The 12,056-nt window shown below is 65.3% G+C and carries 11 protein-coding genes and 1 tRNA gene; 1 reads left to right on the top strand and 11 read right to left on the bottom strand.

Annotated elements, in window-relative coordinates; translation table 11 throughout:
* Positions 1-433 precede the first annotated feature (433 nt).
* The 7 genes from CA260_RS14015 to murJ form a co-directional block, all read right to left on the bottom strand.
* Positions 434-658, bottom strand: a complete 225-nt coding sequence (locus CA260_RS14015; protein WP_111983689.1) for a hypothetical protein — start codon at positions 656-658, stop codon at positions 434-436.
* 318 nt (positions 659-976) lie between these two features.
* A tRNA-Thr gene (locus tag CA260_RS14020) sits at positions 977-1,052 on the bottom strand.
* A gap of 45 nt (positions 1,053-1,097) precedes the next feature.
* Complete coding sequence (gene ispH / locus CA260_RS14025) at positions 1,098-2,057, bottom strand: 4-hydroxy-3-methylbut-2-enyl diphosphate reductase (protein WP_111983690.1); 960 nt, start codon at positions 2,055-2,057, stop codon at positions 1,098-1,100.
* A 78-nt stretch (positions 2,058-2,135) separates the two neighbouring features.
* Positions 2,136-2,627, bottom strand: coding sequence for a signal peptidase II (gene lspA, locus CA260_RS14030; RefSeq protein WP_111984390.1), 492 nt, complete (start codon positions 2,625-2,627; stop codon positions 2,136-2,138).
* A 181-nt stretch (positions 2,628-2,808) separates the two neighbouring features.
* Positions 2,809-5,676 carry an isoleucine--tRNA ligase gene (gene ileS / locus CA260_RS14035; protein ID WP_111983691.1) on the bottom strand — a complete coding sequence of 956 codons (2,868 nt, stop codon included), beginning with the start codon at positions 5,674-5,676 and terminating at the stop codon, positions 2,809-2,811.
* Between the two features lie 108 nt (positions 5,677-5,784).
* Positions 5,785-6,738, bottom strand: a complete 954-nt coding sequence (locus CA260_RS14040; protein ID WP_111983692.1) for a bifunctional riboflavin kinase/FAD synthetase — start codon at positions 6,736-6,738, stop codon at positions 5,785-5,787.
* Between the two features lie 175 nt (positions 6,739-6,913).
* Positions 6,914-8,521, bottom strand: coding sequence for a murein biosynthesis integral membrane protein MurJ (gene murJ, locus CA260_RS14045; RefSeq protein WP_111983693.1), 1,608 nt, complete (start codon positions 8,519-8,521; stop codon positions 6,914-6,916).
* A 269-nt stretch (positions 8,522-8,790) separates the two neighbouring features.
* On the opposite strand from murJ, the gene rpsT reads away from it, so the two are divergent.
* Positions 8,791-9,054 carry a 30S ribosomal protein S20 gene (gene rpsT / locus CA260_RS14050; RefSeq protein ID WP_038616506.1) on the top strand — a complete coding sequence of 88 codons (264 nt, stop codon included), beginning with the start codon at positions 8,791-8,793 and terminating at the stop codon, positions 9,052-9,054.
* A gap of 325 nt (positions 9,055-9,379) precedes the next feature.
* Here the strand turns inward: rpsT and cgtA are convergent, their stop codons facing one another.
* The 4 genes from cgtA to CA260_RS14070 form a co-directional block, all read right to left on the bottom strand.
* Complete coding sequence (gene cgtA, locus CA260_RS14055) at positions 9,380-10,459, bottom strand: Obg family GTPase CgtA (RefSeq protein ID WP_111983694.1); 1,080 nt, start codon at positions 10,457-10,459, stop codon at positions 9,380-9,382.
* Between the two features lie 163 nt (positions 10,460-10,622).
* Positions 10,623-10,880 (bottom strand): 50S ribosomal protein L27, encoded by a 258-nt coding sequence (rpmA, locus tag CA260_RS14060; RefSeq protein WP_038616501.1) that lies wholly within the window; start codon positions 10,878-10,880, stop codon positions 10,623-10,625.
* A gap of 19 nt (positions 10,881-10,899) precedes the next feature.
* On the bottom strand, positions 10,900-11,214 hold the full coding sequence (rplU, locus tag CA260_RS14065) for a 50S ribosomal protein L21 (protein ID WP_111983695.1): 315 nt from the start codon (positions 11,212-11,214) through the stop codon (positions 10,900-10,902).
* Positions 11,215-11,351: 137 nt separating this feature from the next.
* Positions 11,352-12,047 (bottom strand): DUF2059 domain-containing protein, encoded by a 696-nt coding sequence (locus CA260_RS14070; RefSeq protein WP_238149767.1) that lies wholly within the window; start codon positions 12,045-12,047, stop codon positions 11,352-11,354.
* Positions 12,048-12,056 lie beyond the last annotated feature (9 nt).

Consider the following 12,056-nt stretch of genomic DNA (forward strand, 5'->3'; position numbering starts at 1 on the left):
GCCACGGCCGATTCCATTGCGCTCGTCAGACGGCTGCGACGTGGCGCCACGTGAAGCTGGTCTTCTGCGACAAGCGCGCGCATGGACATGTACGGATTGCCGCGCCTGGCGCCTACATGCCATCGAGTGACGACACGAGTAGGCAAGCACGCCATGGTGTGGTTGATCTTTACGGCACCCGGCTACAGGCGAATGCATGAGCCGCGCTCAAGGGAGTGCTACCGTCAGCAGCTGTGATCGACAACCATGTGTTTGAGTTGGAGGTTGTGGAAGGCTGAGGCACGCGGAATCGCGCACTGGGTGCGCTCCTACAGGGGTGCCGCTCTTGATTGGGAGCGCGCCTGAGTGATGTCGCACATGCATCGATTTGGCCTCGATAGGCGCGCAGTCCTCATTCGATCGGCCACTTGCAGAATGGCCGCGATGGAAGAGGCTATCGATCGACCTGCCGCATCCACTCCAGCCCACGCAGCACCGAAGCTTCGATGGCGGTCTCAACCAGGGATGGCGGCCAGTCGCCGACATAAGTGGACCCGTCGATGCTCTGCACGCAAAACCCGTCCGTCATGGTCGCGATCCAGATCGCGTCGCCATGAACGCCGCTCTCATACAAGATGCGGACTTGCGCTCCCCGAAAATCGCAGGAGAACGACGGCATGCGGCATCACACCTTCCCCTGACTTTCATCATCGTCTGCCCGCTTGGTGAATGCTGCAAGTCGACCGTTTGGCAGACCAAGAACAGCAGGGCGCCACCAAACTTCGACTGGCTGCCGGCAAAAGGGCGCCCTTCCCGATGACCTTGCGAACGAGTCACTAACCGCGGCATGGCGCGGTGAGATCACTGCGCGGCCATGGGGGAAATCGACCTCGGCTACTACTAGCGGTTGACCCGCGTCGACTAGACAAGCGGATCCGCCAAAAACAAAACAGCGCCATACGCTGCAATGCGTATGACGCTGTTTTTATTCGGATACTGGTGCCGGAAACAGGAGTCGAACCTGCGACCTACGCATTACGAATGCGCCGCTCTACCAACTGAGCTATTCCGGCGAGGAACCGCTAATTCTACGGAGGCAGGAGGGGGTGTGCAAGCTGTCAGAGGCTGGCGGAGGCGCCGCCGGCGATGCGCAGTTCCTTCGGCAGTGCGAAGGTGATGGTTTCGGGTTCGCCGTCCAGCTCACGCACGGCACCGGCGCCCCAGGACTGCAGGCGGGCGATCACGTCCTTGACCAGCTTTTCGGGCGCGGACGCGCCGGCGGTGAGGCCGATGCGGGTGACGCCGTCGAGCCAGCGCTGCTCGATGTGTTCGGCACCGTCGATGAGATAGGCGGGCACGCCCTGCTTTTCCGCCAGCTCGCGGAGGCGGTTGGAGTTGGAGCTGTTGACCGAACCCACCACCAGCACCAGATCCACGGCATCGGCCAGGCGGCGTACGGCATCCTGGCGGTTCTGGGTGGCGTAGCAGATGTCGTCCTTGCGCGGGCCATCGATGTCCGTGAACTTCGCACGCAGCGCGTCGATGATGGCCTTGGTGTCATCCACCGAGAGCGTGGTCTGGGTGACGTAGGAGAGTTCGTGCGGGAAGCTGGGCTCGAGGTCGGCCACGTCCTCCACGGACTCCACCAGCAGGATTTCGCCACGATTGGCGGGATTCCACTGCCCCATGGTGCCTTCCACCTCCGGATGCCCGGCGTGGCCGATCAGCACGACGCTGCGGCCGGTGCGACCGAGGCGGGCGACTTCCATGTGGACCTTGGTCACCAGCGGACAGGTTGCATCGAACACCTTGAGCCCGCGCTGGTCGGCTTCCTCGCGCACGGCCTTGGAGACGCCGTGGGCGCTGAAGATCACCGTGGCGCCGTCAGGCACTTCGTCGAGTTCTTCGACGAAGACCGCGCCATCGGCGCGCAACTTGTCCACCACGTAACGGTTATGCACCACTTCGTGCCGCACATAGATCGGCGCGCCGTACGATTCGAGCGCACGCTCGACGATGGCGATGGCGCGATCCACGCCGGCGCAAAAGCCACGGGGGTTGGCAAGCAGGATATCCACGGACGCTCCGGGCCCGACTGGGCCTAATGGCAGACGGCCATTATCGCATGCCCGGTCCCATGGGACGTGACAGTACGTTCAGGCCCTGGATTTGCCGGCAAACAGGCCGAAAACGACGAGCGCAACCGCACCGACGGTGATGCCGCAATCGGCCACGTTGAACACCGGGTAGCTCCACTCGCGGTAGTACACCTGGATGAAATCGGTCACCTGGGCCGCGTGCAGGCGGTCGATGAGATTGCCCAGTGCGCCGCCCACGATCAGGGCCAACGGCATCGCTGTCTTCCAGTCGTTACGCGGGGTGCGATGCAGCCACACCACCAGCACCCCGCTGATCACGACCGCCAGCAATACGAAAAACCAGCGCTGCCAGCCATCGCTGCTGGCGAGGAAGCTGAAGGCGGCGCCGGTGTTGAACGCCAGCGTCCAGTTGAGGAAACCGGGAATCACCGGGTGCGGCAGGCCAGCCGGCTGCAGTGCGGTGAGCGCCCACCACTTGCTCAGCTGGTCGAGAGCGATGACGACCACCGAGAGCAGTAGCCAGGAAAGGGCGTTGGATTTGGGTTTCATCATGGGTCAATCTTGCCTGGAAGCTCCCTCTCCCCTCCGGGGAGAGGGTTGGGGTGAGGGGACAATCTCGCGACTGGTTGGGTACGGAGCGACGCTTGCCCTTTTTGAGCTCTATCGCGAGCACCCGCCCCTCACCTCAGTCCTCTCCCCGGCGGGGAGAGGAAGAAGTGAAGTACTGGCGTCAGAACCAGCGCCTGTCCTCGCCCGGACCTTCGACGTTGCTGATGCAGCGATCGCAGAGCTCCGGATGGTTCCCATGCGTGCCCACGTCATCGCGACGATGCCAGCAGCGCACGCACTTGGCGGCATCGCTGACGGTTGCCGAGACCCACACGTCCGCGCCTTCCAGCTCGGTCAGCACGGCATCGGCCGGCTGGCCACCGGCCAGGTCCAGGCGCAGGTCGGAGGTGATGAAGAAGAAGCGCAGCTCCGAGGCCGCCGGCTGGTAGCGTGCGACGATCGCCGGATCGGCATGGATCGCCAGCTTCGCTTCCAGCGAGGCGCCGATCTGCTCGCCTTTGCGCATGCCTTCGAGCACGCGCGAGGCGGTCTCGCGGATCGCAAGCAGGTCGGACCAGTAGCGGCGCTGCTCCGGCGAACCCTGCGTGGCGGCCAGGCCTTCGTACCAGGTTTCGAACAGCACGCTCTCGCTGCGCTCGCCTGGCAGGTACTGCCAGATTTCCTCGGCGGTGAAGCTCAGCACCGGCGCCAGCCAGCGCACCAGCGCCTCGGCGATACGGTACATCGCGCTCTGCGCGCTGCGGCGACCGTGGCTGTCGGTCGGCATCGTGTAGAGACGGTCCTTGGTGATGTCCAGGTACAGCGCGCCCAGCTCGTTGGTGCAGAAGTTCTGCACGCGCTGGACGATTTCCGGGAAGTCGTAGCGGTCGTACGCCGCCATCACCGCCTGCTGCACGTCGTACGCCTGCTGCACCGCCCACTGATCGAGCAACAGGCTCTCTTCCACTGGCACCAGGTGCTTGGCGGGATCGAAGCCGTCGAGGTTGCCGAGCAGGAAACGGGCGGTGTTGCGGATGCGGCGATACGTATCCGACACGCGCTTCAAGATCTCGTCCGACAGCGACATCTCGTTGCGGTAGTCGGTCGAGCAGATCCACAGCCGCAGGATGTCCGCGCCCAGGTTCTTCATGATGTCCTGCGGCTCGATGCCGTTGCCCAGCGACTTGGACATCTTGCGGCCCTGCGCATCCACGGTGAAGCCGTGGGTGAGCACGTCGTTGTACGGCGCCCTGGCGAACATGGCCGACGAAGTGAGCAAGGACGACTGGAACCAGCCGCGATGCTGGTCCGAGCCTTCCAGGTACATCACCTTGTAGCTCGATGCCTTGCCCTGCTGCAGTTCGGCGCGCTGGCCGACCACGGCGAAGTGGCTGACGCCGGAATCGAACCACACGTCGAGCACGTCGAGGACTTTTTCATAATCCTTGGCCTGGTCGCCGAGCAGCTCGGCTGCATCCAGCGCGTACCACGCGTCGATGCCGCCCTGCTCCACGCGCTTGGCCACCTGCTCCAGCAGCGCGACGGAATCCGGATGCGGTTCCTGCGTGCCCTTGTGGATGAACAGCGCGATCGGCACACCCCAGGTGCGCTGGCGCGAGATGCACCAGTCGGGACGATCGCCCACCATGCCGGCGATGCGCTCCTCGCCCCAGCCCGGCACCCAGCGCACGTGCTTGATCGCATCGAGCGCGGTCGGGCGCAGGCCTTCCTTCTCCATGCTGATGAACCACTGCGGCGTGGTGCGGAAGATCACCGGCGTCTTGTGACGCCAGCAATGCGGGTAGCTGTGTTCGATCTTCGCGAAGGCCAGCAGCACGCCGCGGCGACGCAGCAGCTCGACGATCTCGTCGTTGGCCTTCCACAAGTGCTTGCCTGCGATCACCGTGCCGTCGAGCGCGGCCGGCGTATCGGCACGGTAGGTGCCGCGCGCCTCGGTGTAGTTGAGCGTCTCGATACCGTACTTGCGCGAGACGACGAAGTCTTCCACGCCATGGTCGGGCGAGGTGTGCACGGCGCCAGTGCCGTCTTCGGCCGACACATGGTCGCCGATCAGCACGGGCACTTCGCGTGCATAGAACGGATGCTTCAGCAGCACGCCTTCCAGTGACTGGCCGGCGACGTGGCCAAGCACCTTCGCCTCGCCGTCGATGCCATAGCGCTGCGCGACCTTTTCGACGAGTGCGCTGGCAACGACCAGCAGCACGCGATGTCCGTCGCGCGACGGGCCTTCGATCAGCGCGTACTCGAGTTCGCCACCCAGCGACACGGCCAAGCTTTCCGGCAGCGTCCACGGCGTGGTGGTCCAGATCGGGATGGCGACGATGGCGTTGCCCGCATCCACGCCGAACTTCTGCGCGAGCGCCTTCGCGTCCACCGCGTCGTAGGCGACGTCCACCGCCGGCGAGGTCTTGTCGGCATATTCGATCTCGGCTTCAGCCAGCGCCGAGCCGCAATCGAAGCACCAGTACACCGGCTTGGCGCCGCGCACGACGTGACCGTTGCCGACGATCTTCGCCAGCGCGCGCACCATGTCGGCTTCGTACTTGAAGTCCATGGTGCGGTACGGGTTCTCCCAATCGCCCAGCACGCCCAGGCGCTTGAAGTCGGTGCGCTGCAGGTCGATCTGCTGCTGGGCGTATTCGCGGCACTTCTGGCGGAACGCGGCGGCATCGAGCTTGTCCCCCACGCGGCCGAACTTCTTTTCCACCGCCACTTCGATCGGCAGGCCGTGGCAATCCCAGCCCGGCACGTACGGCGCGCGATAGCCGGCCAGCAGGCGCGACTTCACCACCACGTCCTTGAGCACCTTGTTCACCGCATGGCCCAGGTGGATCGCGCCGTTGGCGTACGGCGGGCCGTCGTGCAGCACGAACACCTTGTCGCGGTTGGCCGCGCGCTCCTGGATCTGCACGTAGCGGTTCACCTGTTGCCAGTCGGCCAGCCACTTGGGCTCGCGCTTGGGCAGGTCGCCGCGCATCGGGAATTCCGTCTGCGGCAGGTTGATGGTGTTCTTGTAGTCCTGGGTCATTGCCTGGGGATGCTCTGATCGGGGTCTGGCGCGGCCTGGCGGGCGCCCTTGTTGCCTGGCGCCGCCATGGACACGGCGGAAACGCCAACGTTACCGGATTTGGGGCCGTTACGCCTCGCTGAGGCGCGGATTCATGCCCAACAGTTCGCGCGCCTGGCGGGCGTCTTTGGCCATCTGGACGGTCAAATCGTCCAGGTTGTCGAATTTCTGCTCGTCACGCAGCTTGGCCACGAACTCCACCGCCATGCGCTGGCCGTAGAGGTCGCCTTCGAAGTCGAACAGATGGACCTCCAGCAGCGGCTCGGGCACCTCGTTCACCGTGGGCCGTACGCCGAGGCTGGCCACGCCTGGCCAGCTGCATTCGCTCTCGCCCAGGCCCACGCGCACCGCGAAGATGCCGTGGACGGGGCTGGATCGATCACGCAGATGGATATTGGCGGTGGGGTAACCCAGCTGCCGGCCCAACTGCTTGCCGTACTCGATCTTGCCTTCGATGACGAAGGGACGACCGAGCAGCGGTGTCGCACCGGCGAACTCGCCGGCGGCCAGCAACATGCGGACGCGGGTGGCCGAGACGCGCGCGCCTTCGAGCAGCACGGCCGGCATGGTGCGTGCGGTGAAGCCGAGTTCGCTGCCCATGTTTTCGAGCAGCGCCACGTCGCCCGCACGCTTGTTCCCGAAACGGAAATCGCCTCCCACCCAGACCTCACGCGCCGCGAGGCGCTCGACCAGCACACGGCGCACGAAATCCTCGGCGGACATGGCGGTCAACGCGTGGTTGAAGCGCAGCAGCAGTACGTGCTCCATGCCGGCCGCATGGAAACCGCGCAACTTTTCACGCACGCTGGACAGGCGCGCCACCGGTTCAGGCGAAAAGAACGCCCGCGGAAGCGGCTCGAAACTCACCACCACCGGCGTGAGTCCGAGCGTCGAAGCCCGCTCGCGGACCTCCGCAAGCAAGGCCTGGTGACCACGATGCAGCCCATCGAACGCCCCGACGGCCACCACACTGCCACCCGGCGCCAGGCAAGGGCCGGCGACATCCCTGGAAAGTCTCATCATCGGGCGAGTATAGCGGGTGAGCGCCACCTTCCCTGCTTCTGCCTCTCTGTAGGAGCGCACCCAGTGCGCGATCTGCGCATGATCGAAAACGGGTCTGCCCGGGTGACCTATCGCCCGGGGGTTCTGAACGGCGATCGCGCACTGGGTGCGCTCCTACAAGGCGTCGTCAGACGGCTCAGGCGCCGCGCAGCTCACGCATGCGGAAGCCCGCCGCGAACAGGGTCACCACATAGGCACCGCCGCCCGCCAGCACCAGCACGGCCAGGCGCCATACGCGGGTCCACTTCTCGACAGCCGTCCAATCCGGCCAGCACCACATGCCGAGCAGCAGCACGGCAATCATGACCGCGCAGGCGATCACCAGACGGAACATGTGGCGAGCCCAACCGGGCTGGCGCTGATAAACACCGGCCTGCTTCAGCCACCGCCACAACAGGCCCAGGTTGATATAGCTGGCCAACGCACTGGCCATGCCCAGTGCCATGTGCAGGCCCGGCACGGCGGCGATGCCGTCCATCCAGGGCAGCTGGCGCTGCTCGGGTGTGGCCCACAGCGTGAACAGCATCGCCACGAACACCACATTGAGCACCATGTTCGCCACCAGCGAGGCCACGCCCGCACGCACCGGCGTGCGGGTGTCCTGGCGCGCATAGAACGCCGGCAGGGCGACCTTCACCAGCGCGAAGGCCGGCAGGCCGAAGCTCAACGCCGTGATGGACAGCGTCGCCATACGGGTATCGAACGGCGTGAACTGGCCATGCTGGAACAGCGTGGCCACCAGCGGACGCGCCAGCAGCATCAGCGCGAACATCGCGGGGACGGCGATCAGCAGCGTGATGCGCAGGCCCCAGTCCAGCGCCTTGGAGAAACCGTCCTTGTCGGTGGTGACGTGGTGGCGCGACAGCGACGGCAGGATCACCGTGCCCAGCGCCACGCCGAACAGGCCCAGCGGCAGCTCCAGGAAGCGATCAGCCTGCGACAGCCAGCTTTGCGAGCCGGTCATCAGGTAGGCGGCGATCACCGTGTCCAGCAGCAGGTTCACCTGGGCCACCGAGGAGCCGAACAGGGTCGGCACCATCAGCCGCAGGATGCGGCGCACGTCCGGATGGCTCCAGCCCCAGCGCGGCAGGGTCAGCAGGTTCAGGCCCTTCAGCGACGGCAGCTGGAACAGCAACTGCAGGACGCCAGCCGCCAGGATGGCCCAGCCCATCGCCATGATCGGCGGGTTCAGGTAGCGCGATAGCCACAGCGCGCCACTGATCATGCAGAGGTTGAGGATCACCGGCGTCAGCGCCGGCAGCGCGAAGCGATGGAAGCTGTTGAGCGCCCCGCCGCACAGCGCCGTCAGGGACACGAACAGCAGGAACGGAAAGGTCAGGCGCAGCAGCTGGGTGGTCAGCGCGAACTTCTCCGGCGTATCCGCCGCGCCCTGCGAGAACAGCGAAGCCACCTGCGGCGCGAAGATCACGCCCAACGCCGTGATCACCAGCAGCACGCCGCCCAGCGTGCCCGAGACGCGCGCCATCAGCTCCTTCAGGTCGTCGTGGCTGCGCTTCTCCTTCACCTCGGTGAACACGGGCACGAAGGCCGTGGAGAACGAGCCTTCCGCAAACAGGCGGCGCATGAAGTTGGGAATGCGGAAAGCCACCCAGAACGCATCCGTGGCCGCGTTGGCGCCGAACGTCGCATTGATGGACATGTCCCGGACCAGACCGAGCACGCGCGAGATCATGGTCATGCTGCTGAAGGACAGGAGCCCGCGGAACATGCTGGGAGACTTCATGCGTGGAAACAGTGCCTTTTCTGGTGAGACGCTGCGGGCACGGATCGCCCTGCCCGGGCCGAAAGGCGCGTAGTGTGACAGCCGCCCGAGCCAAGTTCACGGCCCGGGCGTGGCATAATCGGGGCTGGTTCATCCGAGCCATCGCCCACCGCAGCGACGTCTGGCGCCCATTGGCGCCTTGACAAACAGCTAAGCTGTTGACGCAACGGCGCATTGACCGCATAATTGCCGTCTTTTTCCAACCCAGTCATTCATTCCGGAGTTCTACCTTGGCCAACATCAAGTCCGCGAAGAAGCGCGCGCGCCAGTCCGAGCAGCGCCGCCTGCGCAACGTCAGCGCCCGTTCCATGGTGCGCACCGCCCTCAAGAAGGTCGTCAAGGCCATCGAGAACAAGGACAAGGCTGCTGCTGTCGAGGCGTTCGCCGCCGCGCAGCCGGTCATGGATCGCTACGCCGCCCGCGGCCTGATCCACAAGAACAAGGCTGCTCGCCACAAGAGCCGCCTCAACGCGAAGATCCGCGAGCTGGCATAAGCCGGCTCCGCGTATTGCATCTCGGGTTGGTAGGAAAGCCGGCGCAAGCCGGCTTTTCTGTGCGTGGAGGAAACCATGGCCGGCGAGAGCCGGTTTTTTTGCGCCCGGCATTTACCCGGGGAGAAGGGAGCGCGGCCGCCTCCGCGGGAGCCGCCAGCCTTCTGTAGGAGCGCACCCAGTGCGCGAAAAGCCTACAAAGCATTGCAGCCGGGGCTCAGCGGTCGCGCACTGGGTGCGCTCCTACAATCATTCGAGAGTCACCCGGCCCTGAGGAAAAAAAGGCGGCCCTCTGGCCGCCTTTTTCTGATCAACACTCCGAAACGGCTTACTCCGCCGCCCCCTCGCCCCGCAGCCGTACATCCCCCGGCAGCATGTCGTCGCGTTCTTCCCGCGCCATGTGCTCGGCCTCCAGGAAGCGCCAGATCTGCTGACACACCGGCATGGTGTTCTCGCGGGCGATGGCCGACACGAGGAACCACGGCCCCTCCCATCCCAGTCGCTTCACGACGTCCTCGGCGACTGCCTGGCGCTCGTCCTCGGGCAGCACGTCGGCCTTGTTCATCACCAGCCAACGCGGACGCTCAAGCAGTTCCGGGTTGAACTTCTCCAGTTCCTGCTCAATCGCATGCACCTGCTCCACCGGGTCCGAGCCGTCGATCGGCGCGATGTCCACCACGTGCAGCAGCAACCGCGTGCGCGATACGTGGCGCAGGAACTGGATGCCGAGGCCGGCGCCGTCAGCGGCGCCCTCGATCAGGCCCGGGATATCGGCGATCACGAAGCTCTGGTCGGTACCCAGGCTGACCACGCCCAGGTTCGGGTGCAGCGTGGTGAACGGGTAATCCGCCACGCGCGGCGTCGCCGCCGACACCGCACGGATGAAGGTCGACTTGCCCGCGTTCGGGAAGCCCAGCAGGCCGACGTCGGCCAGCAGCTTCAGCTCCAGCTTCAGCTCGCGCACGTCACCCGGCGTACCTGGCGTGGACTTGCGTGGCGCGCGATTCACCGAGCTCTTGAAATGGATATTGCCGAGGCCGCCCTTGCCGCCCTGCGCCACCAGCAGCCGCTGGCCGTGCTGGGTGAGGTCGCCGATGGTCTCGTCGGTGTCGACGTTGGTGACCACGGTGCCGACGGGCACGCGGATGAAGGTGTCTTCGCCGCCCTTGCCGTACATCTGGCTGCCCATGCCGTTCTGGCCACGCTGGGCCTTGAACATGCGCTGGTGGCGGAAGTCGATCAGCGTGTTGAGGCCTTCGTCGGCCACCAGCCACACCGAGCCGCCGCTGCCGCCGTCGCCGCCGTCGGGGCCGCCAAAGGGAATGAATTTTTCGCGACGGAAGCTGATGCACCCGTTGCCGCCGTCACCGGCCTGGACCTTGATGATGGCTTCGTCGACGAATTTCATGAAAGGAATCCGGGGGAAAGGAAACTGGAAAACAGGACGCGCAGCCGAGCTGCATGATAAGGGAATCCGACACTTGCGCCCTGCGCACCTCGTCGGCCCACCTGCTTCCTACAAAAACAAAGGCCCCGCCGAAGCGGGGCCTTCGCTGCAACATCGAAGGGGATTAAGCCTTGACGACGCTGACGAACTTGCGACCTTCGGCGCCGCGGGCCTTGAATTCGACGGTGCCGTCGACCAGGGCGAACAGCGTGTGGTCACGACCCAGGCCCACGCCGGTACCGGCATGGAACTTGGTGCCGCGCTGACGCACGATGATGTTGCCGGCTTCGATGGCCTGGCCACCGTAAACCTTCACGCCGAGGTACTTCGGGTTCGAATCGCGACCGTTGCGGCTGGAACCTACGCCTTTTTTATGTGCCATGACTCAATGCTCCAGTTGCTCAGGCGTTGATGCCCGTGATCTCGACTTCGGTGAAATGCTGACGATGTCCCTGCTGCTTCTTGTGGTGCTTGCGGCGACGGAACTTGATGATGCGGACCTTGTCGGCACGGCCGTGCTTGCGCACGGTGGCGCTGACAGTGGCACCGGCCACGACGGGCGCACCGACGGTGATCGACTCACCGGCGCCGACCAGGAGGACCTGGTCGAAGGTGAAAGCGGCGCCTTCTTCGGCGTTCAGCAGCTCCACGCGCAGGACGTCGCCCTGCTGAACGCGGTACTGCTTGCCGCCGGTCTTGATGACTGCGTAACTCATGGGAATATCCCTTCTGTCGTTATTCTCTTGGGCTCGCCGAGCCGAAATGGGCACCGGCGAACTCGGGAGTATAGCGAGCTTCGCAGGTACTGGTCAATTACTGACCAGTGGCCTCTTCACGCCGGGACGGCGGCCGGTCACTGGCCGCCTTGGGCGGGAGCCGACTGGCTGGCGGGCTTGGCTGCCGTCGTCTTCGCCGGTGTCTTGGTCGCCGGCTTCTTGGCAGCAGGCTTCGTCGTCTTCTTGGCCGGCGCCTTCGTCTTCGCCTTGGCCGGAGCCTTGGCTGCCGGTTTGGCCGGGGCCTCCTCCGCGGCTTCGTCGTCGGCCTGCGCCGCGCCCGCTACCGCTCCCAGTGCCGGGGCGGTGGCGGCCACCTTGGAGGGACAACGGCCCCCGGCGTCCAGGCTGCCCTTCTGCTTGAGCTCGGCGATCATCTGGTCGCTGCGCTCCTGGCTCCACTGGCGTCCCGCCTGGTTGGCCTCAGCCATGGTCGTGGGCATCTCGTTGATGACCTTCTGGCCCAGCGGCGAACGGTAGAACTTGAGCAGTCCCTCCATTTCGTCCGCGTTGAAGTGCTTCTGGTAGACCGGCACCAGGCGGCCGATGAACTGCTGGGTGGCGTTGGCGTCCATGTAGCCCTGCCAGTACTCGGCCGGCACGCACGGCAGCGACTGCTGCATCGTGGTCACCGCCTGGTAGTTCATCTGGCTCAACATCTTGCCCACGCCGACGACATCCATCAGCTGGCGAACCTGGGCTTCACTGGCCGGGCCCGAGGCCGCCATCACCTGTCCGCCGGCCATTGCAAGCGCCAGGCCGACACCCCATCTCATCCACTTAAG

The sequence above is a fragment of the Dyella jiangningensis genome, assembly GCF_003264855.1.
GTDB lineage: Bacteria > Pseudomonadota > Gammaproteobacteria > Xanthomonadales > Rhodanobacteraceae > Dyella > Dyella jiangningensis_C.